The 24,206-nt window shown below is 46.3% G+C and carries 19 protein-coding genes; 4 read left to right on the top strand and 15 right to left on the bottom strand.

What is annotated here, in order from left to right:
* Positions 1–20: 20 nt before the first annotated feature.
* The 9 genes from mraY to ACFI6L_RS01880 form a co-directional block, all read right to left on the bottom strand.
* Positions 21–1,103 (bottom strand): phospho-N-acetylmuramoyl-pentapeptide-transferase, encoded by a 1,083-nt coding sequence (mraY, locus tag ACFI6L_RS01840; RefSeq protein WP_014950432.1) that lies wholly within the window; start codon positions 1,101–1,103, stop codon positions 21–23.
* Positions 1,097–2,503, bottom strand: coding sequence for a UDP-N-acetylmuramoyl-tripeptide--D-alanyl-D-alanine ligase (locus ACFI6L_RS01845; RefSeq protein WP_462573319.1), 1,407 nt, complete (start codon positions 2,501–2,503; stop codon positions 1,097–1,099). Before ACFI6L_RS01845 ends, mraY begins: the two co-directional genes overlap by 7 nt.
* Positions 2,500–4,065, bottom strand: coding sequence for a UDP-N-acetylmuramoyl-L-alanyl-D-glutamate--2,6-diaminopimelate ligase (locus ACFI6L_RS01850; RefSeq protein WP_462573320.1), 1,566 nt, complete (start codon positions 4,063–4,065; stop codon positions 2,500–2,502). The genes ACFI6L_RS01845 and ACFI6L_RS01850 overlap by 4 nt, the downstream gene beginning before the upstream one ends.
* Positions 4,055–5,830, bottom strand: a complete 1,776-nt coding sequence (locus ACFI6L_RS01855) for a peptidoglycan glycosyltransferase FtsI (RefSeq protein ID WP_014977227.1) — start codon at positions 5,828–5,830, stop codon at positions 4,055–4,057. The genes ACFI6L_RS01850 and ACFI6L_RS01855 overlap by 11 nt, the downstream gene beginning before the upstream one ends.
* Positions 5,827–6,162, bottom strand: coding sequence for a cell division protein FtsL (ftsL, locus tag ACFI6L_RS01860; protein ID WP_014950436.1), 336 nt, complete (start codon positions 6,160–6,162; stop codon positions 5,827–5,829). The genes ACFI6L_RS01855 and ftsL overlap by 4 nt, the downstream gene beginning before the upstream one ends.
* Positions 6,159–7,100, bottom strand: a complete 942-nt coding sequence (rsmH, locus tag ACFI6L_RS01865; protein ID WP_014950437.1) for a 16S rRNA (cytosine(1402)-N(4))-methyltransferase RsmH — start codon at positions 7,098–7,100, stop codon at positions 6,159–6,161. The genes ftsL and rsmH overlap by 4 nt, the downstream gene beginning before the upstream one ends.
* Positions 7,097–7,555, bottom strand: coding sequence for a division/cell wall cluster transcriptional repressor MraZ (gene mraZ / locus ACFI6L_RS01870; protein ID WP_012519465.1), 459 nt, complete (start codon positions 7,553–7,555; stop codon positions 7,097–7,099). Before mraZ ends, rsmH begins: the two co-directional genes overlap by 4 nt.
* A gap of 491 nt (positions 7,556–8,046) precedes the next feature.
* Positions 8,047–8,871, bottom strand: coding sequence for a putative porin (locus ACFI6L_RS01875; protein WP_061486408.1), 825 nt, complete (start codon positions 8,869–8,871; stop codon positions 8,047–8,049).
* A gap of 158 nt (positions 8,872–9,029) precedes the next feature.
* Positions 9,030–9,800 carry a SapC family protein gene (locus ACFI6L_RS01880; protein WP_014950439.1) on the bottom strand — a complete coding sequence of 257 codons (771 nt, stop codon included), beginning with the start codon at positions 9,798–9,800 and terminating at the stop codon, positions 9,030–9,032.
* A 392-nt stretch (positions 9,801–10,192) separates the two neighbouring features.
* Here ACFI6L_RS01880 and ACFI6L_RS01885 point away from each other — a divergent pair, with 392 nt between their 5' ends.
* Complete coding sequence (locus tag ACFI6L_RS01885; protein ID WP_462573321.1) at positions 10,193–11,407, top strand: dipeptidase; 1,215 nt, start codon at positions 10,193–10,195, stop codon at positions 11,405–11,407.
* Between the two features lie 85 nt (positions 11,408–11,492).
* Here the strand turns inward: ACFI6L_RS01885 and ACFI6L_RS01890 are convergent, their stop codons facing one another.
* From ACFI6L_RS01890 to ACFI6L_RS01915, 6 genes are all read right to left on the bottom strand, one after another.
* Entirely contained in the window at positions 11,493–14,756 is a 3,264-nt protein-coding gene (locus ACFI6L_RS01890) for an efflux RND transporter permease subunit (RefSeq protein ID WP_462573322.1), read from the bottom strand.
* A complete protein-coding gene (locus ACFI6L_RS01895; protein WP_462573323.1) occupies positions 14,749–16,512 on the bottom strand; it encodes an efflux RND transporter periplasmic adaptor subunit in 1,764 nt (587 codons plus the stop codon). The genes ACFI6L_RS01890 and ACFI6L_RS01895 overlap by 8 nt, the downstream gene beginning before the upstream one ends.
* A gap of 5 nt (positions 16,513–16,517) precedes the next feature.
* Complete coding sequence (locus ACFI6L_RS01900; RefSeq protein ID WP_462573324.1) at positions 16,518–17,939, bottom strand: TolC family protein; 1,422 nt, start codon at positions 17,937–17,939, stop codon at positions 16,518–16,520.
* 188 nt (positions 17,940–18,127) lie between these two features.
* A complete protein-coding gene (locus tag ACFI6L_RS01905) occupies positions 18,128–18,658 on the bottom strand; it encodes a hypothetical protein (protein ID WP_230598777.1) in 531 nt (176 codons plus the stop codon).
* A gap of 166 nt (positions 18,659–18,824) precedes the next feature.
* Positions 18,825–19,913, bottom strand: coding sequence for an alpha/beta hydrolase (locus ACFI6L_RS01910; protein ID WP_462573332.1), 1,089 nt, complete (start codon positions 19,911–19,913; stop codon positions 18,825–18,827).
* Between the two features lie 84 nt (positions 19,914–19,997).
* The gene (locus ACFI6L_RS01915; RefSeq protein ID WP_014950446.1) at positions 19,998–20,738 is read right to left on the bottom strand and encodes a glutathione peroxidase; all 741 of its coding nucleotides are present in this window, start codon (positions 20,736–20,738) and stop codon (positions 19,998–20,000) included.
* Positions 20,739–20,963: 225 nt separating this feature from the next.
* Here ACFI6L_RS01915 and ACFI6L_RS01920 point away from each other — a divergent pair, with 225 nt between their 5' ends.
* The 3 genes from ACFI6L_RS01920 (at position 20,964) to ACFI6L_RS01930 (ending at position 24,203) form a co-directional block, all read left to right on the top strand.
* Positions 20,964–21,659 (top strand): AAA family ATPase, encoded by a 696-nt coding sequence (locus tag ACFI6L_RS01920; protein WP_014950447.1) that lies wholly within the window; start codon positions 20,964–20,966, stop codon positions 21,657–21,659.
* On the top strand, positions 21,619–21,942 hold the full coding sequence (locus ACFI6L_RS01925) for a hypothetical protein (RefSeq protein WP_014950448.1): 324 nt from the start codon (positions 21,619–21,621) through the stop codon (positions 21,940–21,942). Before ACFI6L_RS01920 ends, ACFI6L_RS01925 begins: the two co-directional genes overlap by 41 nt.
* Positions 21,943–22,070: 128 nt before the next feature.
* Positions 22,071–24,203 (top strand): GGDEF domain-containing protein, encoded by a 2,133-nt coding sequence (locus tag ACFI6L_RS01930; RefSeq protein WP_462573325.1) that lies wholly within the window; start codon positions 22,071–22,073, stop codon positions 24,201–24,203.
* The last annotated feature ends 3 nt before the right edge of the window (positions 24,204–24,206 follow it).

Genomic DNA, 24,206 nt, shown 5'->3' on the forward strand with positions numbered 1-24,206 from the left:
ACGATTTATCTCTTTAGCGCTTATCTAAGTTTGAGGGTAGCAAGACCCACCAACACCAAAATGATTGAAATGATCCAAAAACGCACTATTACGCGCGGCTCTGGCCAGCCCTTCAATTCATAGTGATGGTGAATAGGCGCCATACGAAAAATACGCTGGCCACGCAATTTGTAAGAACCTACCTGAAGGATGACCGACAGGGTTTCCATAACAAAAACACCACCCATGATGATTAACACGAGTTCTTGGCGCACTAATACAGCTAACACACCTAGTGTGCCGCCTAGCGCTAGTGAGCCAACGTCACCCATAAATACTTGTGCCGGATACGTGTTAAACCATAAAAAGCCTAAGCCTGCACCGACCATGGCGGTACACACAATCACCAGTTCGCTGGTAAGCGGAATATGAGGAATATTCAGGTATTCAGCAAAGTTCGCATTACCTGTCACATAGGCGAAAATGGCAAATGCGCCTGCCACCAATATAGTGGGCACAATGGCAAGTCCATCCAATCCATCGGTAAGGTTTACCGCGTTACTTGTGCCTACAATGGCAAAGTAGGTAATAATGATGAAGAACGCACCTAACTGCGGGAACACTTCTTTGAAGAAAGGCACCAGTAGTGAGGTTTCAGCGCTTATTGTTGCACTGCTGTATAGATAGAATGCGACGCCTAACGCAACCACAGATTGCCAGAAATATTTCCAACGGGCGATAAGCCCCTTCGAATCTTTGCGGATCACTTTTCTGTAGTCGTCAACAAACCCAATAATACCGTAAGCCACAACCACGGTAAGGGTTACCAACACATAACGGTTAGTCAGGTCAGCCCAAAGCAGGCCGCTTACTACAATTGCTGCGAGTATAAGTAACCCGCCCATAGTGGGTGTGCCTGATTTTGACAAATGGCTTTGCGGGCCATCGTCTCGTACAGTTTGACCAATTTGCATACGCTGCAAATAACGAATCATCTTAGGGCCAATAAGAATGGCAATAAGTAATGCGGTCAGCGTGCTTAAGATTGCACGAAGGGTAAGGTATGAAAATACGTTAAACCCTGAATCGAATTGTGTCAGCCAGTCGGCTAGCCAAATTAACATGCTATTCGCTCCCGACGGCTATCGTGCTTTCCCAGCGCAGAGGCCTCTACCGCCTCTACCACACGTTCCATTCTGGAACTGCGTGAACCTTTAACTAAAATTGAAATATCGCGCTGCTGCACTAACAAATCACTCTCCATTGCGGCCAACAAACTTTCAACATCGCTGAAATGGCCACCATTTTCATTAAACACAGCACTAGCTGATTGACTCAAAACACCCATGGTATACAGGTAATTAATTCCTTTTTGTTTAGCGTATTCCCCCACCTGCTCGTGGTAAAAACGCGCTTTTTCACCCAACTCTTTCATGTCGCCTAGAACAAGAACGCGGATACCTGAAAAGCTACTTAGCGTATCAATTGCCGCATTTACAGACGCCACGTTGGCGTTGTAGGTGTCATCTAACAGCCGAACCTGTTCGGTAAGCTGCTTTACATTCAAGCGGCCGCTAACTTGCTTCATGGCAAGTAAGCCGTCGCGCACGTTTTCTAGTGTGGCGCCAACTTGCAGCGTTAATGCCGCAGCGACAAGGGCATTCCCCACGTTGTGAACGCCAGGAATAGTAAGCTGAATAGACATATCTCCTTGCGGGCAAACCAAGTGGAATGCTGCGCACCCATCTAGCCCAATAGTGATATCTTCTGCTCTAAAATCAGCATCGTTTTTCTGCTGGGGCGAAAACGTAAGCGTTTTAGTCTGTTTAAGTTTGCCTTGCCAAAATTCGGCAAACTGACTATCAACGTTAACTACCGCCACACCATCACTGCCTAAACCTTTAAAAATTTCACTTTTGGCGCGCGCCACACCTAGCAAACTTCCAAAGCCTTCTAGATGAGAAGCGGCAGCGTTTACGATAGTCGCTACGTCCGGCTTAACAAGGTTCGTGGTGTAGGCGATTTCGCCAATGTGATTTGCGCCTAACTCCATCACTGCATATTCATGCTGAGGTTCAAGACGTAGAAGGGTTAGCGGCACACCGATATCATTATTGAAGTTACCGTTTGTGGCTAATACATTTCCTCTTCGCTCCAAAATAGCGGCACACATTTCCTTTACGGTGGTTTTGCCACTGCTTCCGGTAATCGCAATCGTTTTGGGCGCCACATAAGCTTTTACTGCCGCACCTAACAGGCCAAGCGCTTCTTTGGTATCATCAACCATGATGACAGGTAACGAGGTTGCTACGTCTTCACTGGCAATAACCGCGCTTGCTCCCGCTTTCTCCGCCGTTGAAATAAAATCATGGCCATTAAAATTCGGGCCTTTCAAGGCTAGATACACTGCGCCATCTTCAAGGGTGCGGGTATCGGTACTTACTGCAGACACTTCAACGTCAGCAGCGCCTTTTAATTTTCCATTAACCTTTTCGGCTATCCATGACAGCGTTGTTGTTATCATTTGCTGTACTCCTGTTGCAGTCGCGCCACAACTGCACGTTCGTTATAGTTAGTCTTTTTGTCACCGATAATTTGGTAATCTTCATGGCCTTTTCCGGCCACGATGATGATGTCGCTTTCATGCGCATGCTCAAGGCAATGACGAATAGCTTGCTCGCGATCGGGAATAGACACTGCCAGCTCACGGTTTTTCAAACCCGCAATGATATCCTCGGCGATAGATTCAGGGCTTTCACTGCGACTGTTATCTGTGGTGATCACAATAGCGTCAGCACCAACCTCGGCAGCCTGCCCCATTAACGGTCGCTTGCCTTTGTCTCTGTCCCCGCCACAGCCAAACACACACCACACTTTGCCCGTTGTATGGAATTTGGCGCTTAACAGCACTTTCTCCAGAGCGTCTGGTGTATGCGCGTAGTCCACCACCAAGTTAGCGGCACCCGTTACAGAGAAGACTTCCATTCGCCCGGGTACAGGCGTGATCGCATTTACCGCGTTAACAACGTCATCAAAACGCTCACCTTCAGCGAGTAACGTACCTATAGCACTCAATACATTACTGATATTGAACTTTCCGAATAGTGGCAGCGAAATAGCAGCGCTTCCCCACGAACTCACCAGTTCAAAGCTACATCCACCTGCATGATAAGAAGCATTTGTGGCGAAACAATGGCGACTTTGAGGATTGTTATGCTCTCGCAAGCACTCACTTTCACCGCTTCCATCCAGACCACTTTCGTCTATACCTGTCCAGATGCGTGTAATCGACTTATCTGCTGCACCATCCCACTTCTTACTTTCATCATCATTAGCGTTTAATACCACAGCCTTTAAACCTGGCTGCTGAAGCAGCAAGCGCTTGGCTTTGCCGTACTCTTCCATGGTGCCGTGGTAATCGAGATGATCTCGAGTAAGGTTGGTGAAAACAGCGATATCGGTTTTTACTGTACCAAGCCGACCTTGAACCAATGCGTGAGAACTTGCTTCGAAGGCCGTATGGCGCACTTCACTTTGCACAAAGTCTGCCAACAAATACTGCATACGTATGGCATCGGGCGTAGTGTTTGCTGCCGGCGTGTTCGACCACTGGGTTTCATCGCCATCAAACACACTGCTCCCTAGAGTTCCGATGCTTGCACTACGTGTACCTAACGCATCCTTAAGCTGGGTAAGCAATTGAACTGTAGAGGTTTTTCCGTTTGTCCCTGTCACTGCTACCGTCGTCATTTTCTGAGCAGGGTAGTCGTAAAATGCAGCAGCTAATGCAGAGAGCATTTGTGGTAATTCATACAGCGAGATAATGACGCTGTGGTCACGCATTTCCATCTGACCATGGGCACTACTGTCTTCAGTTTGCGCCAGAATTACACGGGCCCCTAAACTTATTGCCTGGGGTATAAAATCTCGACCATCGCGTTCGTGGCCCTTAATTGCCAAGAACGCTAAGCGTGTATTCACTTCTCGGCTGTCTAGCGTTAAACCTTCAATGCGGATATCTGGGGCGTCTACACCAAATTTCGCCAATAAAGCTTTTATACTTTGAATAAAGGCACTAACTACCACTTTGACCTCCTTTCAATAAGCGGCTAGATGTAACCTGCTTGTCATCGGGCGTAACGTTTAACATGTGCAGTGCGCCACCCATAATTGATGAAAAGACAGGTGCAGCGGTATCCCCCGCGTGATACAAATCACCGCCAGGTTCGTTGATCAATACAATAGTTACTAGCCTGGGGTCAGACACAGGTGCGATACCGGCGAAAATGTTGACGTACTCTTCGCCGTACCCGCCGGCCACCGCTTTTCGGCTTGTTCCTGTTTTCCCAGCAACGCGATAACCTGGTACCGACGCTTTTGTTGCTGTGCCGCCACGCTGGGTTACGCTTTCCATCATTTGAACAATAGCGTTAGCGTTTTCTTCGCTGATCACCCGCTCAGATTGAGCCTGCCATGAAGGTTGCTCTGGCGACTTGATGACATTAAGCGGTGTTTTAATACCGCCGTTCGCCAACGTTGCGTAAAGACGCCCCAACTGTGCAGTGGTAACCGAAATGCCGTATCCAAATGACAGCGTGGCTAGCTCAAATTCAGACCAGCGGCTGCGCTCATGAAAGATACCGCTACTCTCACCCGCCATATTAAGCCCGGTATCGCTCATTAAGCCCATATTGTAATAGGTATCCAGCAGGAACTGTTTAGGCACAGAAAGCGCCAGCTTCGACGTCCCCATATTTGAGGAATGCTGAATAATTTCTTCTAGCGTTAGTTCGCCGTAGTTGCGCGAATCTTTTACTAGGCTGCCGCCTAATCGCATCCATCCTGGATGAGTGTTTACTGAGTCTTCGGGCTCCACTTCACCGAACTCTAATGCAGTAAGGACGGCCAGCGGTTTTAGCGCCGAGCCTGGTTCGAACGCATCGGTAATAACCCTGTTACGCATTCTGTGCGCAGAAATATCGCTTCTGTCATTCGGATTGAATGACGGTGCATTCACCATGGCTAACACATCACCGCTTTTTACATCGATGACAATGGCGGAAGCCGAGCTTGATTGGTAATAAATCATGGCTTCTTTAATTTCTTTATAAGCAAGTGCCTGAATACGCTGATCAATAGTCAGCTGCAGGTCGCCGGCTTTTTCGCCTGATTTTGTTTCTAAGATCTCTACCTGACGGCCTTTCGCATCGCGGCGTATTTTACGAGAACCCGGCGTGCCCGTTAGCCACTCGTTATACATGCGTTCCAAGCCTTCAACGCCCGTGTCGTCAACATCGGTTACGCCGATTAACTGCGCTGAAACTTCACCTGTAGGATAGTAGCGGCGGCTTTCACGGCGAAGATAAATGCCTGGAATGTCCAGTTTATCAACGTACTCTGCCATGGCAGGCGACACCTGACGCTGCAAGTAAACAAAGCGGCGTTTGGGGTTTGCCACTTTTTCTTTGAGTTCATTGACGTCTTGGCGCAGTACATCTGCCAGCGCTTCCCAACGGCGCTCTTCCTCGAAGCCGTTGTTTTCATGGATAACCTTAGGGTCTGCGTAGATGGCCCGAACAGGCACACTCACCGCCAGCTCAACACCATTTCTATCGGTAATGAGCCCGCGATAGGTTGGCATATCACGGGTTCTTAGTGTGCGGTTGTCACCCTGTTGAATTAGCTCGTCTGGCTCAATAACTTGAATATAGGCTGCACGGGCGGCTAGCACGCTGAAAACTAGCATAATAACAACAAGCACAACGACAAAGCGCCAGTGCACTAAGCTTGGCGTGACATTTTGTTTTGCACCGGTTTTTTTACGTTGGCGAGAAAGTGCTGTTGTACTCATTTTAACTTCACCACTACTTCATCGTCTGCGGTTGGACGGTACATTTCTAACTGTTTTTCAACCAGGTTTTCTATGCGGTTATGCTCGGTCAACGCGCGTTGCTCAAGCACTAGGTTACGCCACTCGACATCAAGCTCATCTTTCTCTTGCATAAGGTCTTCAAGGGCAATGACCTGCTGTCTGTTGTGATGACTGCTTAGTGTCACTGCCATGGCACTTGTGATAACCATTAAATACAACAAAACCCGCAACTTGTTGCGGGTCAAATCTGATACAATTATTAGCAGTAATTTAAAATTAGTGCTGGCCTTGTCTGGCGCGGCTTTGGTCATAACTTTTCTGCCACACGTAATACCGAACTGCGAGAGCGAACGTTGTTCGCAATCTCCTGTTCTGAAGGTTTTATCGCTTTGCCCAAGGCTTTTAACACTTTATCTGCATCTATTTCAGCCTGAGTAATCGGTAAGTTGTGCGGTACTGATTTCCCTTTACTTTGATCCTTAATGAAGCGTTTTACTAAACGGTCTTCAAGAGAGTGAAACGAAATAACGGCAAGACGTCCTTCTTTCGCCAACACCTGTGTCGCGGCTTTAAGGCCAACACGAAGTTGCTCAAGTTCCGCATTGATATAAATGCGAATACCTTGGAATGCACGGGTTGCCGGATGTTTAAACTTATCCTTTACAGGAACCGCTTCGTCGATAATTTTGGCTAGCTGAGCTGTGCGCGTAATGGGTGTTTCTTTTCGCGTGTTTACAATGGCATGGGCTATGCGTTTGCCGAACTTCTCTTCGCCAAACTCTTTAATAACCTGCGTAATGTCTTGTTCTTCGGCGTTAGCCAACCAGTCTGCAGCACTTTGTCCACGTGAGGTGTCCATACGCATATCCAGTGGGCCGTCACGAAGGAAGCTAAAACCACGCTCGGCATCATCTAGCTGAGGTGAAGACACCCCCAAATCCATAAGCACACCGTCAATCTTACCGGTTAGTCCCAGCGCTTCGATTTCTTCTGCCATATCACCAAATGGTGAGTGGATAATGCTAAAACGCTTATCATCGGCGAAACGTTCTGCCGCTTTGATTGCTTGCGGATCACGGTCAAAGGCGATGAGACGCCCGTGTTCACCCAATGCATCCAAAATATGTGCTGAGTGCCCCCCACGGCCGAAAGTGGCGTCAATGTAGATACCGTTCGGTTTAATCGCTAGGGCTTCAATGCATTCATCAAGCAATACTGAAATATGTTTAAATTCGCTAGGCTGCGTCATAGAGAAAAGTCCTGTAATCGTTCGGTAAGTTCAAATTCGCCTTTGCGTTCGGTGTCTATATCAGCTTCAACTTGTTGTGCCCAAATATCGGCATCCCAAATTTCGAATTTGTTTAACTGACCAACTAACATGACTTCTTTTGAGAGTTTTGCGAAACTTCGCAGTGGAGTAGGAACAAGAATGCGCCCGCTTTTATCCATCTCACCTTCAGAAGCATAACCTAGTAGCAATCGCTGCAAGCGACGCTCGGCTGGGATCATGCTTGAAAGTTTAGAGAGTTTAAGCTCAATCTCTTCCCATTCGGGAAGTGGGTAAAGTAGCAAACAACTTTGTTGTGTATCGACTGTGCAGACCAGTTGTCCCTGACAATCATCCAGCAGCGACTGACGATACTTCGTCGGTATAGCCAGTCTGCCTTTTGTATCCAGATTGATTGCGTTAGCGCCGCGGAACATTCCCCTAGCCTTTTATTATTTGCTCTTGGTTTTCTTGTTTTTTGAGTACTAATCTGCAAAGTGATGATGATTTGATCCACAATTCGCCACATTTACCCACTGAGATACAGTTTAGGTATCAATGATCCCCACTGTCAAGTAGAAAAAAGGCGTGAAAGCCGCATAAACACTGGGTTTAAACTGGTTGGATATACAGTGTTTTTAGGAAGTGTATGATTAGGCGTGTAAAAAAGATTAAAAAATATTCAGGTGAGAAAAAATAAAGGTGTAATTAATCGATGAACTGCTGTTTTTGACTGTAAATAAGCGGCGAGATCTCACGATTATGTTTAACGCTGTTTTCAGCGGTATTGCGCGTATGCTGAGTCGTAATTCAAACAGCTGCGCCACATCAGCACGTTAAAAAACGAGTGAGTTAACACGACTAGTGCTAACTCACTGCATTTACATCAACGCGTGCTAACGCATAGCAATAATCAGGGAGTTCTTACTTAGAAACGATAGGATGCTGAAAGTGAAGCAACGTCACTGCTTTCTTCCCCATCAATATCCGTTTCATAGCTTGCTGATATTGAAAACTGTTCATTGACCCAATAATCGAGTGCTACTCCAACAGCCTTTTCATTTACAAAGCCGTCTGGCGCATCTGAATAGGTGAACAAGCCAGCAACACTGAAACCTTTATTGAAGAAGTAACGAGCTGAGCCATAAAAAACGTCATTACTTTCAGCTATATACTCGGCCATAAAGTCCCAGCCTTTACCCTCCTTTCCAACAGTTGTGTAACGAGTAAAAATTAATGCAGAAGATTCGTTACCGCTAGCTTCAAACACGTCATCTTCGAAGGCATATTCAGTGCTGAAGTGCTGATAAGTCAAACCTGCGCCAACTTGCCACTCACGTGATAAGTTGTAACCCAGCTTAGCATTTATGTCGGTGCTATCAGATTCGCCATAGCCATTGTTCCATTTCCTATGAACCCCTTCGATTGCTAACATTAAGTTTTCATCGATGTAAAACGTCGCTCCAAGATTAAAAAAGTCGGCACCATCTAAATTGGCGTAACCACCAGATAAACTCGATACACGCTGAAGATAAGGGTTTATAAGGTAAGCGCCGCTGTTTCCGCTAACTTCTTCCAGGTAGCGCACATACCTTGCACCGTAGAGGTTGTCATCGAATCCTTCAGGATCGACAGCGGTAAACTGTACTTCGTTTTGTGTAGCTGCATGTGCTGCTGAGACTGTAAATACTGAAGCCGTGATAAGTGATAGTGCAGTTAGCGTAGTTTTTAGCTTATTAGTGTTAGTGTTCATGTCTTTTGTCCTTAAAAAATGTGTTGGGAACGAGGTGTAAGATAAGACATTAAAACTTAACGGTTTCTGAACGAAACGTGACGAAGTCTGAACGTGAATTTTAGGTACAAAAAAACCCGCAACTTTGCGGGCTTTTAAACTTCAAAATGAGGGAGCGATTACGCGTTTGGCGCCGCTTCAGGTGCTGCTTCTTCTGCTTTAACCGCAGAAAGCTGCATGCTGCGAATTGGGTTTTCTGTGTCGTTAGAAAGCTCAACAAGGCGGTTTAGCTGACCAACAGACATCATTACTGCGTAGATAGCACCTAGGAAGCCTTGCTTGTGTAGCTCAAGCACCTGCTCTTCTGGCAGCTCAAGAAGCTTCTTCTCGTTGATGCTCATCATGCCGGTAACATTGCGCTGTTTACCATCTTGGTAAGTAAGGCGAATTTGAATTGGATCAAGAAGGTCCAGTTCAACGACTTTCGCAACAAAACGCTGAGTTAGCATTTCGCTATTCGCAAGGTCTGCTAGGAATTTCTGACGGTTATCTAGGAACTCGCTTGCTTCACCAGCTTCAGTGAATAGCGCTTGGCCTTCGTCAGAAATAAGGTCAGAGTTTTCATCAATGTAAACGCCAAGCTTGTCGCCGTCTGGACGCACGTCGAATGGATAGCGAAGGATGTTCATTGGAACGTGAGGGCCTTTCCAGCTGTCGCCAGTTAGAAAAAGGTTTTGACCTTGTTCCATACCAAGCATAGTCACAACGTGGTGACGCTTTGATGTAGTGTCTTCAATGAACACTAGCGGCATTGTCGCAGCTAGTTGTGCAAATTCACGGATCGTTGCTGCTGCAAGGTGTGTATTTTTCGCAAAGCTGAAAGATGTATTTACCGCAACCTTTAGGTCTTTATGCTTTTCTTTATCTAGCGGTACAAAATTAATAGCCATATTTATTTCTCATACTTGTTAGCTGTGGCCCCGGCTTGATTATGTGAGAAGAGCGGGTGCCACTAAAAAATTACGTCGGCCGCGCTGATGCATAGTAGTCATCGATAGTTGGCGGAGCGCTTGGGAGTATCCCGTATTCGCGCAATGAAGTCACGCAGTCTTCACCATAACAAGTTTTAAATTTTTATTGCAATGTAAACTTGAAGTAAACAAGCACAAGCGCTCTAAAAATGAGCAATATCGACTAATTTAGGGCTTAGTGAGAGCAATCTGGGGTAAATGCATAGCAAGTAAAAGCCTATTGTCGCAGTGCGCATTATCCTTTAGTCTCGTATTGCTATTAAGTTAGCGGTTGTTGACCTAAGCGATAAAAAACAAAATAAGGATTTTCTATGAAGGGGCGCTTCCCACTTTCATCTTGCGCATTAATTATCTCTGCGCTTTTTGCTTCACACTCTGTACTTGCTGAGACTTCTACTTATTCAGCATCTGAAAAAGCTATCAACATCGCGAAAGAAACCATTATTGTAGATGGTCACATAGACGTTCCTTATCGCGTAAAGGAAAAGTGGGTTGATGTCACTAAAGCCACGCAGGATGGCGACTTTGACTACCCGCGCGCAGTAGCCGGTGGTTTGAACGCCCCTTTTATGAGTATTTATGTGCCCGCTAGTTTAGATAACTCTCCAGAGTCTACACAGCTTGCCCATGAGCTCATCGATTCAGTAGAAGCCATTGTTGCACGTGCACCTGATAAATTTGCCATTGCTAAAAGCCCTTCTGACGTAAAATCCCAGTTTGAAAAAGGGTTAATTTCACTACCTATGGGTATGGAAAATGGTTCTCCTATTCAAGGTGACTTGGCGAATCTAAAGGCTTTTTACGAGCGCGGCATCCGCTACATTACCCTCGCTCATAGTCAGGCCAACCACATTTCTGATTCTTCGTATGACCTGCGCAGAAAGTGGAAAGGCCTTAGCCCGTTTGGCAAAACCTTAGTGGGCGAAATGAACAACATCGGCATCATGCTGGATATTTCCCATGTGTCTGACGACGCTTTTTATCAGGTTATTGAGTTAACAAAGGTGCCAGTCATAGCATCACATTCTTCACTGCGCCGCTTTACTCCCGGTTTTGAGCGCAACATGGACGACGAGATGATCAAAAAACTCGGCGAAAATGGCGGTGTTATTATGATTAACTTTGGTTCTAGTTTTGTTTCTAAAGAAGCTGGCAAGTGGCGCAGTGGCCTTACTGCAGCGCGCAAAGCGTTGGTTGAAAAAGAAGGCGAAGACAGCCCTAAGCTAGAGAACTTTGAAGAGAATTATCGCAAAGAAGTACCTTACCCTTATTCAACCCTTGATGAAGTGCTTGACCATATCGATCACGTGGTAAAACTGATTGGTGTTGATCATGTAGGTATTGGTTCAGACTATGACGGTGTAGGTGACTCACTCCCCATTGGGCTTAAAGATGTGGCGAGTTTTCCAAACCTAGTACAAGGATTGCTTGATAGAGGTTATAGCCGTACCGACATTGAAAAGATACTGAGCGGAAACCTTTTACGCGTTTGGCAACAAGTGGAAGACTATGCGGCAGCGCACTAGTCGCGCAACACTTTAAAAATGAAGCGTAGGGAAGCGTGTTATCGCTTCCCCATGCTTTATCAACTCTACTACACTTTCAACTCTATTATTTTTTGCGTGACACAATTAAGTAAAACGCGCTTGGCAATACCAACAGCGTTAATACCAGTGCACTCGCCATACCACCTACCATAGGCGCCGCAATGCGCTGCATCACCTCACTACCAGTTCCAGTGGCATAAAGTACAGGCAACAAGCCCACAATAATAGAAAGCGATGTCATCATAACTGGGCGAAGTCTTGCCGAGGCGGCATGGACAATAGCCTTTTTCACAAGCGCATCTTTTTTAGTGTTGCCATTTTCTGTTGCGTGGCTAGTGAGTGCTTCTGATACATATTGGTTTAGATAGACCAGCATGATAACGCCTATTTCCACCGCTACACCTGCAAGGGCAATAAACCCAACTCCTACCGCCACCGACAGATTGAAGTTAAGAAGGTAAAGCAACCATACACTGCCCACCAGCGCCAACGGTAAGGTAGCGAGTATGAGTGCCACATCGCGAAGGCGTTTAAATGCCAGATAAAGTAACAGGCAGATAATGGCTAACGTTAGCGGTATAACCACCGACAGTTTTGCTTTCGCGCGCTCAAGGTAAGCAAACTGCCCCGCCCACGTAATAGAGTATCCAGTGGGTAAATCAAGGTTCTGTGACAAATGACGTTTCGCGCTATCTACATACCCCCCTAAGTCAATACCCGTGGCTGAGTCTGACGAGATATCAATATATACCCATCCGTTTAATCGGGCATTTTCGCTTTTAATCCCAGCCGGCCCGTCGTCAATACGCACGGTCGCGACATCGCCAAGGGTAATGTGAACACCGCTTGGTGTGACGAAAGGCATGGATGCTAAAGATTCAGGCGTATCGCGGTAGTGCTGTAAAAAGCGCATGGCAATAGGAAAACGCTCACGCCCTTCCACTGATTGTGTAACCACTTTGCCGCCCACTGCCGAGCCTACAATACTGTGAACATCGTCTATCGTCATGCCGTAGCGCGCCGCCAACTGCCTGTCGATATCGATATAAACGTAACGGCCACCCACCACACGCTCAGCGTATACTGATGCTGTATTGGGCAGGTCTTTAAGCAGTATCTCAATATCCTTTCCAATGGCTTCAATGCCTGCTAGGTCAGGCCCCGCAATCTTGATCCCAACAGGGGTTTTTATCCCGGTTGCCAACATGTCGATACGGGTTTTAATTGGCATTACCCACGCATTGGTCAGCCCTGGAAATTGCACCAGACCGTTAAGCTCTTCTTTGAGCTTTTCAGTGGTCATGCCCTCCCTCCACTGCGCTTTCGGTTTAAGCTGAATGAAGGCTTCAATCATCGTCAATGGTGCAGGGTCTGTGGCCGTATCTGCGCGTCCAATTTTCCCGAATACCGTTTCAACCTCGGGCAAGGTTGCAATAAGCTTGTCCGTCTGCTGTAAAAGCTCTCTGGCTTTACCCACTGAAATACCCGGATAGGTAGTAGGCATATACATCAAATCGCCTTCGTCCAGTTCGGGCATAAATTCGCTACCTAGTTGGCTTAACGGCCAGTACATGGAAAGCAATAAGCAAAATGCCCCCACCAAAGTGAGCAGTGGGTAGTTAAGCAGCCGCGTTAGCAATGGCTGATACACACGTTCTAAAGCTCGATTTACCGGGTTCTGGGCTTCAGATCGTATTTTTCCGCGTACGAAATAACCCGCCAGCACAGGAACTAAAGTAATTGCCAGCGCCGCAGCTGCTGCCATGGCATAGGTTTTGGTAAAGGCAAGAGGCGCAAAAAGACGCCCTTCTTGTGCTTCTAATGCGAAAACAGGAATAAAGGATACGGTTATAATTAGGAGCGCAAAGAATAAAGCTGGGCCAACTTCTGTGGTCGACTTAATCACCAGCTCCCAACGTTTGGCTGCCGAAAGCTTTGCAGAGGTTGGTATAGATGTTTGCGACTGGGCACTCCCTGACCCAACCTGACTTGCTGAATCCCTTTGACTCGCTGAATCCCTTTGACTCGCTGAGGCTCCCTGACTTGATGAAACAGCATGCTGATGAATGTGCTTGTGTAAATTTTCAACCACAACAATAGCGCCATCCACCATTGCACCGATAGCGATAGCAATGCCACCTAAAGACATGATGTTGGCATTAAGTCCCTGCAGCTTCATTACGATAAAGGCGGCGAGAATACCAATAGGCAAACTGATTAGCGCAACCATAGATGAACGTATGTGAAACAAGAAGATAGCGCATACCAAACCAACAACCAGCAATTCCTCCACCAACTTATTGGTGAGGGTATCGACGGACTTATCAATAAGGGTGGAGCGATCGTACACGGGAACGATATTCACCCCTTCCGGCAAGCTCGCTTTTAATAAATCCAGCTTGGCTTTGACCGCATCTATAGTGGCTTTTGCGTTTTCGCCATAGCGCATCACTATAATGCCACCCACGGTTTCGCCATTCCCGTTTAGTTCAGCAATACCGCGGCGCATCAACGGGCTTTCTACCACTTGAGCTACATCGTTAATCGTTATGCTAACGCCGTCTTTGATAACGCCTGTGGGCAACGCCAGTATGTCATCAATGCCCTGAATATAGCTTTGCGCGCTAACCATGTACTCTGCCTCGGCCATTTCAATAACCGAAGCGCCTGACGCACGGTTACCCCGTTTAAGGGCAATGTCTATCATGGATGGCTGGATGTTATAGGCACGTAATTTTTCAGGGTCGACAATAACTTGATATTGTTTAACCATCCCTCCAACAGACGCAACTTCAGATACGCCTTCAACTGACTGAAGCTCAAACTTCAAGAACCAGTCTTGCAACGCCCTTAACTCACCAGCATCTAGCGCATTTGGCTGACTAGCATCGTTCTCCAACGCATAAATGTAAACCCAACCTACTCCTGTCGCATCTGGACCTAACTGAGGTGTCACGCCTTCTGGAAGTTGCGAAGACGCTTGGCTTAAGTATTCCAGAACACGGCTTCGAGCCCAGTACATGTCTGTATCATCATCAAAGATTATATATACGTAGGCATCGCCGAAGAATGAATACCCTCGCACCGTCTGTGCGCCAGGCACTGACATTAGCGCAGAGGTGAGAGGAAACGTCACCTGATCTTCCACCACTTGCGGCGACTGACCGGGATAGTTTACTTTCACTATAACTTGGACATCAGATAAATCAGGGATAGCATCAACGGGGGTGTTTTTCACCGCCCAGACACCCGCAATACTGAGCATAATAGCGCTCAGCAATACCAGTATTCTATTGTTTACCGACCAGCGAATTACCGATTCAATCATGGTGCATATGCTCCTTATGATTTATCGATTTTTGTTCTGCCGACTTGTGAACCATTGACTTATGAACCATTGACTCGTGAGCGTCGCTTTGCTCTCCGTTCCCCTTCAGGTTGCCTGCATCATGTTTATGATTGCTGTAACCTGAGTCATGCACCATGCCCTTGTTCACCGCATGTTCACTATGTTTATGCATATCAATAACCGTGAATTCTTCGCCAGTCACAAAGGTGAACATGATGTTGTCGCCTTCTCTGAACTGAGATAAGTCAATATGATTTGATACCGAAAATGACATTGTCGCAGGTCCCCGTCCCCATTTTTCAATCGGTCCGCGAGCGATCACTAACTTTGCGTTATTCGAAGCGCTATTCGTTTCGGTGTCAGCCGGCAATTCAATTGCCTCAATAGTACCTGTTGTCGTGGCCTGATGATCGGGCGCTTTCATTCGCTCAAAGTCACTGCTTTTCGACGACTCTGAATCAATCAAAAATTGTGCTGATACCACCACATCATCCTCTGGCAGCAAGCCTTCGACGACTTCAAAATGTGTACTATCGCTTTGCCCCAGCGTTACCCGTACCGACTTAAAGTTGCCATCGCCATCACTGAGTACCACTTTTGCGCCCTCAGCCGTGCGAATAACGGCACTGCGAGGAACCAGTAACGCCGCCTTGCGTTGAGTAGGCTTTATTCCAACGTGGGCAAACATATTGGGCTTTAACGTGTGGTTGTTATTGTTTAGCGGTATGCGCACTTTCAGGGTTCGCGTTGTTTCTGACAAAGACGGATAAATATACTCTACGTGGCTTTCCCATTTAGCATCGGACCCATGGTCCATTTCGTCGAGGGTAACCACAGCGCTATTATGAGGCGCTATGATTTGCGCGTATTTTTTAGGTACCTCAGCAATCACCCACACCGTATCTAGCTGTGCGATGCTCATCAAGGTTGTCCCGGGCTGAACGTAAAATCCTTCCCTGATATTCAGCGCTTCTACTACACCGCTTTGCGGCGCGTTAAATGTGACGGTTTGTGCTACCCGTCTACTTTTCTGCAATTCTTCGATAACGCCCTTTGATAGCCCCAGAGTTCTTAGGCGCTCGGCTGCGCCATCAATTAAACGTGCGTCTCCTCGCTTAAGGGCTAAAACGTATTCTTCTTGTGCGCTAACTAATTCTGGCGAGTATAGGGTATAAAGTGCCTGTTCTTTTTCAACTTGCTCACCTTGGGATTTAATGAAAAGCCTGTCGACCCAACCTGATACTCTAGGGTGGATGTGCACAATACTATCTTCATCGTAGGCAACGTTACCCACCGCCGTTACAGTCTGTTGAAGTGTTCCAATGGTAACGGGCGCGACTTTAACCCCTATATTGTGCTGTACATTTGGCGGAATCATTACGGTACCAGGCGAACGCTCATTACTTTTCGCAGACGTTGCGTCGTCATTGGCGTATACGGGCACTAAGTCCATTCCCATCGGTGACTTTCCCGGTTTGTCACGGCGATAGCTGTCATCCATAGGCGCTACCCAATATAAAGGGGCTTTATTATCAGTTTCGTCGCTGTGGGCACTTTTATCGCTGTGGGTATTTACTCCGCTGTGGGCACTTTCACCATTTCCGTGTTTTGATGAATCAGACAACAATAGTGAGGCCAAGCCGAACGCTATCAGGCCGCCAAATAGCAGACCTGTTAGCAAACCTTTTATTAGCGTGCTTTTTGTATCTGGAGCAGGGTGAGTTGAAGATGTCATATTAACTACTCTTTATTCGAAAAATGGGCGTGAGTGGGCAGGTACAAGTAAGCAAGTGACGCCAGTGTTCTGGCGCGCTCGATGTCGATTTTGAGTAAATCATCCTGCACTTGTACTTGCTTGAGGTTGGCATTGACAACATCACCGATATCACCTGTGTCTGTGGTGTAAGCTGTCAGTTCAGCTTCAGAAAGTTGCTGTGTTTCTCCAATTAACGCCGTTTCATAAAGCGCTTTGCGCTCACTTAGCGCTGACAAGCGTGATTTAAGCACCTCTGCATTCGCGGCAAGCTCGTTCACTTTCAAGCGGAAATCCGTTTCAGACGCACTCATTTTGGAAGCCGCTGCGGCTATTGAAGCGTCTTGACGAGATTTATTGAAAAACGGAAGGTCTACTTGAACACCCAATGACACAAAATCAGCTCGGCTTGCCCCATTTTGCGCATCTTGTCTGTATCCATAACTTGCTTCAAATGCCCACTGAGACTTAGTTTGCTCTCGCGCTATGTTCACATTTTGCGCTTCTATCTGGGTCTGAATTTGAAGCAGCATAGCCTCAGGATGATGCTGTAGTATTGAAAAAGGCTCACTGTTCTCAATAACCGTTAAGAACGAAGAAAGGCTGAGGTTGCTGTCGTTTAAGATAGCATCGAGCTCGATACGCTTTGGATAAGAAAGCGTTGATTCTTGCGTTGATTGAGCCAGCGGTGCGCTTACAGAGTCATCTAGTGGCGCACCAAACCATTTTGAAAGTGCCGATCTCGCTTCATTTTTTTGCTGGTAGGCCTGCACATATTTGTCGTCTAGTGACAACAATGCCAAGCGCACTTGCAGTATGTCTTGCTGCGCCGCTGCACCAACGCCTTGACTGTATCTGGAGTCAGTAAAATCGAGTAGCTGAGTAAGCAATGATTTCTCTTTGTCCAATAATCCAATGCGACGTGTTGCATAGACCCAATCTAACCAAGTAAGGGTAACTTCACGTTTAAGCCACGCCTTTCTAGCTTGGCTCTCTACCGACATTTGATCAGCCATAACCTGATACTTTTGCTGGCTGTAGAGGTTTTCATCGCCTCGCGGTAACTGCTGCTTCAAACCAACTTTAAATTGCGTCATAGGCTCTTGGTCAAATGCGAAGCCGTCGGTAGGCAAATTTTGTACAGACGCTGAAACCTGAGGATTTGCCCAATATGATGACGCTTCAGCTTCTGCATTAAAGCGATCCTTTCGATGCGCATTCCCTTTAAGCAAAGGGTCGTATTGAATAGCTAACTGCAGCGCTTGTTCCAGGCTTAGGGTCTGCGCGACAACAGGCTTATTAGCCATCAAAAAAGAAGAAAGCACAAAAATTAAGGCGAACAAAGCGCTTACTTTACAAGGTCTGTTAGCGCGTTCGTTCACTTTTTTAGGTACCGAATAGTTGCTCATGTATAACATCACTTTCCAGGTGTAAGGCGTGTTGGCGTTGCCCCGCTCTTCGCTAAATTCGACAAAGGGGCTTAGCAAAAAGGCTTACCACGCGTTACATAGATAAAAGATTAGAGACATCTCAAAACGACTAAACGACGTCGTGACATAAAAACGTCTCTGCTGCGAAATAAATCCGCGAGATAGATCTATGCTGTGAAAAGTGACTTAGGTGGGCGAAACTGCCCGAAGTGAGGAGATGAGCGCTGCCCCAGTATAGGTGCAGTGGCAGCCATTCTGGCTACCGATATTTCGGTTTCAACGGTGGGCTGAATGAGCGCACTCGCGCTAAGATTAAAACAGTGATCGGCTGGGCAATTACATTCATCCTTGCAGCAAGGCATGTCGCTCATCTGCGATGCTTTCACGCTTTTCACGCCTGCATCGCTAACTTGGACGCCGTCGAACTGAGAGGGTTTGCTCTTGCTGTTTTTAGCACTTAAATCCGCATGTTGTGATGACAATTCTTGGTGCTGACAATGTGTATTAGCAGACTCAGGCATTCGAACCTGATGGTTAGCATGAGCAGCATCCGACTGCGGTGTCACCACCGACATTGAATGGGCATGTTCGTATGAATGTTCGATAGATACAGCGCTACCTGACGACACGAGGGCCACCATTAAAAACAGTGTAAGGATAAACGAACTTGCATTCGCCGACTTATACCGTTTGCGCATTAAACTAATCCGAAACTTTCTCAAATACTGTACTCAAAATATTGCTGTCTATTGTGCAACGAAATAATAGCGTGATGTAACCAAGCAGTAAAGCCAGCCGTTAATGTCGCTAAGCTAGGGCCGGTTGACCTTTGTTGTACACCAAAGGTCAACAGCCCCCAGTAACTTATTCAAACTGAGACAGGTAATCTCGCAACATAAGGCCCATGGTTGAAAATAGCGGGTTTGCTTTAGGTACCGCACACTCTTCTTGCTGATTAACCATGCTTGCGTTGAAATTCATTTTATTGAGCAAGCTTGTATTCACAACTAAATCTGCATGGCACAACCCGTACGATTCATCGATAACGAAAAAGGTATTCGGACCTTTACTTGCGTTCATTAACTGCTCTATGCCGCGAATTGGCGTGGTTACATCAGCTTGAGAATGAGCGGCAAATAGCGGCACTTCAATTTGCTGTCCTTCCTCGACTTTGTCCCGAATGATGTTTATTAAATCCATCAATTCCAACCCTGCTAAACCTGCCACATTTGGATACTTATAAGGGTTGGGGCCATGAGTTTGATAGGTTCCATCAATAATTCTGGCTAAAAGTTTAATGCCCCAAATTCGAGACATACTTTCAGCATTATCAGACAGCGCCAGCGCGCCAGAAAATAGCATAAGACCATCAATATTATTTACTTCGTTTCCTGCACTATCCAGATAATGTTCAACCGCCAGCGCACCACCTGTAGAGAAGCCACCTACAAGCAAAGTATCACCCATGCTATCAGCCAATTTAATGACTTCATCAACATGCCCCTGCCAGCGCTCAGCTAAATCCCAGTCAGACATGTCATCGTCGGCATCTCGTTTACCATGCCCAGGCAAAAGCGGCACGACTACAGTGAAACCCTGTTCAAATAAGATGTTGGCGATTTCACGCATAAAGAAAGGTGAGTCGCTTAAGCCGTGGATAAGCACTGCCACCTTGCTGCTTGATTTGTTGGTCAGCATGAAAGGCGAATTGCCTTCATTGCGCAATACGTTGCTGCATACCGAAAAACGATTGAGTGCCGTTTCTCTACACGGCTGGGTTTGGCCCCACTCTTTTTCGTAAAATGCTTTGAACTGATTTTGAAGGTCTGAAAAACTTCTGCTTTTCATTTCGCTCGTATCGGGTATAGATAAATTTGCGGCTATAGCCATATTTACACCTAAAAGCGCAACAATACCTATGAGCATTTTTACAAAAAACTTCGATGACACTATTATTCTCCGCTACGGATAATTAATAAAAAACGGGAGCAGTTTACCATGCTCCCGTTTCTTGTGACGATTAATACGTATATTACGTTAGCTAAAGTAAACCTCTAGATCGTCAGAACCACCGATATGTTTACCACCGATAAAGACCTGCGGCACAGTTTCACGACCGCTAATCGCCGTTAAGCTGGTTAGTGATGCATCTTTGCCCAACACGATTTCTTCGTACTCGTAGCCTTTTTCATCAAGCAGTTTTTTCGCTTTAGCACAGAAAGGACAACCCGGTTTTGTGATAATAGAAACAGGTGCGTTAGTTTGCTCCTCTGGCGCAATGTAAGCCAGCATGGTATCTGCATCCGACACCTCAAACGGGTCGCCAGCTACATCAGGTTCAATAAACATTTTGTCTACCACGCCATCTTTCACTAGCATCGAGTAACGCCAGCTTCTTTTGCCGAAACCCAAATCCGCTTTATCGACTAGCATACCCATGCCATCGGTAAATTCTCCGTTACCGTCGGGAATAACGGTTATGTTAGCGGCTTCTTGATCTGCGGCCCATGCATTCATAACGAAAGTATCGTTTACCGATACACAAACAATCTCATCAATGCCGTGTTTCGCAAACTTTTTCGCTAAAGCGTTATAGCGAGGCAAGTGGGTAGAAGAACAGGTTGGTGTAAAAGCACCTGGAAGTGAGAAGACCACAACATTTTTGCCAGAAAATAATTCATCTGTCGTTTTCGTTACCCACGTCTCACCTTCTCTGCACGGAAATGAAACGCTAGGTACTTTTTGGCCTTCTTTGGAAGTGAAGCGACTTTCTGACATAACAACCTCTTATCGGTAATCTCAATTATAAAGTAAGAAGACTAGAATGAGTTTTTGCACAAATCAATAGGTATTGTCTTACATTCGTTAATATCGATTTTGATGCTGAACCTAGCTGATAGCCTGCCTATGCTTTGACTGGAGGTTAGGTACGGTCGTGACACCATTCACGACCCACCGTAACGCTCAGTATTTTAACATAAGCGATATTCGAGGGTTATCACCATGATTATTTTGGTTGGTGGAGAAAAAGGCGGTAGCGGAAAGAGCTGCCTGGCACAAAACATTGCAGTGTATCTTCGCACTGAAAAAGGTGCCAAGGTGTTAATGGTCGACTGTGACCCGCAGCGAACGACCTCAGACTGGATCCAAGAGCGTAAAGCTAACCCTCGTCTCGCTGAAATTAACTGTGTTCAGTTATACGGTAAAATACGTAACGAATTACTTAGCCTGCGTCAGTATTACGATTACGTTGTAATAGACTGTGGTGGACAAGATAACCTAGCGCTTCGCTCGTCAATGGCTGTTGCTGACCATATACTGATTCCACTTAGACCCAAACGTCGCGATCTCAAAACGGTACCTCACATGGAAGATATTTTATCTACCTGTAAAATGGTTAACCCGAAAATGAACGCCGCGTTCGTTATCACACAGTGCCCTTCTCTACCTAGCCTGGCAAACCGTATTCTAGAGGCAAAAGAAGTGTGTCGCTCATTTGGCATTCCCGTCCTAAACTCTGTTACTTTTAGTAGAAACATGTATGACGATTCAGAAGAGTCAGGGCAGTCAGTTATTGAGAGTGAACCAGAAGGTAAAGCGGCCACAGAAATAAGAACCTTGTTTGAAGAGCTACTAGCTGGCAAAGTGGAGGATGCTTATGAGTTTACTCAACCTCAAAAAGTCGAAGCCGTTAGCTAAGCCCAATCTACGAACTGTAGAAGATTTTATCGACGATGCGCTGCTTTATGCCCAAGGTAAAGTGGATAAAAAGCAACCATCGGCGGCAAAAAACGATTTAAAAGACGTTCGTACAGACCGCGTCGTGCCGATAAGAAAGCCTGCAAAATCAGAAGGTATGCGACATGCTACCTTTACGTTAACACCGCAATGTATTGAAAAACTTGCAAACATTGCCCAAAAGACAGGTAAAGCCAAGTCTGCACTGATTCGAGAGTGGATTGAAAATAACAGCATAAATTAGACTAAAGTATAAATCCAAATACGTATTTCATTCGTTTTATCCTTCACAATAATAATGTTGCCTTGGCGTTAGCCTACTGGGATACTCACCGACAGCATGTTCTGACAGCGTATAGGAGATACAATCGAATGGGCCGTGAAGGATTTAGCACAGTGCGCGTGCTGGTGTGTGCCCTGCTAATTGCTGTGCATGGCGCACAGGTAAAAACGGTAGAAGCGTTCGAGCTTTTCAATACCGAGATTGCTGATGTCGAGAACCTTTTAAATGCCAAGCAATATGCTGACGCCGATAGCAAGGCACTGTTGCTTTTAGAGCAAGCGCTACAACAGCAACAAATGTCTGCTGATACATTTTCTGCCCTCGGACTTTTACTTCAAAACGCATCGCGTTTTGAGGTGTCAAAAGCCATTTTTAATGCCGCCTTAGAACGCTACACCACAGATGGTGAATTAAACAAAATGGCGTCAACGCTATTACAACTAGCCACCTCAGAAAGACACCTTTCAAATTATGCCATTGCACTGACTTATGTGCGTCGCGCTATGTCTATTGCTCAAATTGAGCGTAATGAATTACTTAAGGCTAAATTGAACCTTGAGCTAGGCATAATTCAACAAGAACAAGGCGAAATTGAAACCGCTTTGGAGCCGTTAAAGCAAGCGCTACGTTATTTTCGTGAAAAAAACATGGCCAATGAAATGAGTGTTACGTTGCTGCGCATCGGTGAGATATACAGTTTGCTCAACCAAGCTACGTTGGCTCATACCTACTACCAAGACGCTTTCGACAGTATCGAGGAAACACAGGAGACTCGATTACTTGGTGTGATCAAAACTCGTATTGGTGCCCTGTCTCTCAAAACAGGCTCTGTAGACCAAGCGATAAGAGCAATTAACGAAGGTCTTGAACTCCTGCTATCCACCTCTGATGTAGGGGCCATAGCCGAAGCAAAAATGCTATTGGGAAGAGCATTGGTTGAAAACGGCGATACGGCTAAAGGGCGAGAGTTATTGCAAGAAGCCATGCAATTTGCCGATTCATCGGGTCAGGCAAAATTGGTCAAAGAAGGCAGACTCGCTTTAGCGCAAGCCTATATGAAAGAGCAGAGTTTCGAATTAGCCTTGGAAGAGGCTCGCACGGGTACCATTGACGCGAGAAAAAATAGAGACCTTAGAGGACAGCTTAGTTTTCTTTCGTTACAGCTAAGCGCCTTTGTATCACTAGGCGAATTCAAAAAAGCTTTAGATATTCAATCTGTTATGCAGCAGCTGCGTGAGGTACTACTTGATTCAGAAAACAAGTCTGCCATTGAAGGCCTGCAGGCTGAGATTGAGCTTGTGAGGCAATCTAGGACGTTGGAGCAACTGGAAGAGTCCAAGCAGCTGGCGTTAGCGCAAGCTGAGCGAGAAAACCTGCAGACGACTCTTCTTTGGAGCATATCATTAGCAGCGTTACTCTTGACGTTTTTAGTGTGGAGCCGCTACAAACAACGTCAGCAAACGATTATTTTGCGCCGAGAAGTACGCCAGCAAACACTCAATCTTCAAGAAAAAAATCAAGAACTGGAAAGAGCCTATAAAACGCTAGAAGAGGTAAGCCTGCGCGATCCGTTAACGGGTTTGTACAATAGGCACTACCTCGAATCGCAGCTTCCCGGTGAAATAAGGCGCAGCCAGTTCTCGGCAAAACAAAGCCCCAGTACAGGAAAGACGAAACAAGACTTACTTTGCTTACTTATTGATATCGACCACTTTAAGCGCATCAACGACGACTATGGGCATATTGCCGGCGATAAAGTGCTATCAGCGTTTGCCAATGTCCTCAAAGAGGTGTTCAGACAAACGGATTTAATTATTCGATGGGGAGGCGAGGAGTTTTTGGTGGTTTGTCGCCAATCTACTCGTGAAGAGCTCCCTGAGGTTGCCGAGCGCTGCCGAGAAATGGTCGCAAACACTCCTTTTGATATCGGCTTAGAAAAACCAATCAATATTACTTGTAGCATTGGCTTTTCGCTGCTTCCTCCAAATAGAGAGGGGGACTTTGATACCGCGTGGAAACGTACATTCGCTGTTATCGACTACGCGCTGTATGCCACTAAGTTATCAGGGAGAAATGGATGGGTTGGCGTAATCGAAACGCTTAAAACTCCAAGGGAATACCCCACTCCACTAGATACGAAGTTTAATTTTCCTAGTTCGAGAATTGCCACATCGTTCAACAACGTGGCAAGTATCAAATGGCCGGAGCCCCTCGAGAAATAGCAG

The sequence above is a fragment of the Alteromonas sp. G4i35 genome, assembly GCF_054960375.1.

Coding starts and splice junctions, on each gene's coding strand:
- ftsL (WP_014950436.1), bottom strand. CDS start 6,162: ATGACCAAAGCCGCGCCAGACAAGGCCAGCACTAATTTTAAATTACTG.
- mraZ (WP_012519465.1), bottom strand. CDS start 7,555: ATGTTCCGCGGCGCTAACGCAATCAATCTGGATACAAAAGGCAGACTG.
- ACFI6L_RS01920 (WP_014950447.1), top strand. CDS start 20,964: ATGATTATTTTGGTTGGTGGAGAAAAAGGCGGTAGCGGAAAGAGCTGC.
- ACFI6L_RS01885 (WP_462573321.1), top strand. CDS start 10,193: ATGAAGGGGCGCTTCCCACTTTCATCTTGCGCATTAATTATCTCTGCG.
- ACFI6L_RS01900 (WP_462573324.1), bottom strand. CDS start 17,939: ATGAGCAACTATTCGGTACCTAAAAAAGTGAACGAACGCGCTAACAGA.
- ACFI6L_RS01880 (WP_014950439.1), bottom strand. CDS start 9,800: ATGGCTATTAATTTTGTACCGCTAGATAAAGAAAAGCATAAAGACCTA.
- ACFI6L_RS01845 (WP_462573319.1), bottom strand. CDS start 2,503: ATGATAACAACAACGCTGTCATGGATAGCCGAAAAGGTTAATGGAAAA.
- ACFI6L_RS01915 (WP_014950446.1), bottom strand. CDS start 20,738: ATGTCAGAAAGTCGCTTCACTTCCAAAGAAGGCCAAAAAGTACCTAGC.
- ACFI6L_RS01905 (WP_230598777.1), bottom strand. CDS start 18,658: ATGCGCAAACGGTATAAGTCGGCGAATGCAAGTTCGTTTATCCTTACA.
- ACFI6L_RS01930 (WP_462573325.1), top strand. CDS start 22,071: ATGGGCCGTGAAGGATTTAGCACAGTGCGCGTGCTGGTGTGTGCCCTG.
- ACFI6L_RS01895 (WP_462573323.1), bottom strand. CDS start 16,512: ATGACATCTTCAACTCACCCTGCTCCAGATACAAAAAGCACGCTAATA.
- rsmH (WP_014950437.1), bottom strand. CDS start 7,100: ATGACGCAGCCTAGCGAATTTAAACATATTTCAGTATTGCTTGATGAA.
- ACFI6L_RS01875 (WP_061486408.1), bottom strand. CDS start 8,871: ATGAACACTAACACTAATAAGCTAAAAACTACGCTAACTGCACTATCA.
- ACFI6L_RS01890 (WP_462573322.1), bottom strand. CDS start 14,756: ATGATTGAATCGGTAATTCGCTGGTCGGTAAACAATAGAATACTGGTA.
- ACFI6L_RS01925 (WP_014950448.1), top strand. CDS start 21,619: ATGAGTTTACTCAACCTCAAAAAGTCGAAGCCGTTAGCTAAGCCCAAT.
- mraY (WP_014950432.1), bottom strand. CDS start 1,103: ATGTTAATTTGGCTAGCCGACTGGCTGACACAATTCGATTCAGGGTTT.
- ACFI6L_RS01855 (WP_014977227.1), bottom strand. CDS start 5,830: ATGAGTACAACAGCACTTTCTCGCCAACGTAAAAAAACCGGTGCAAAA.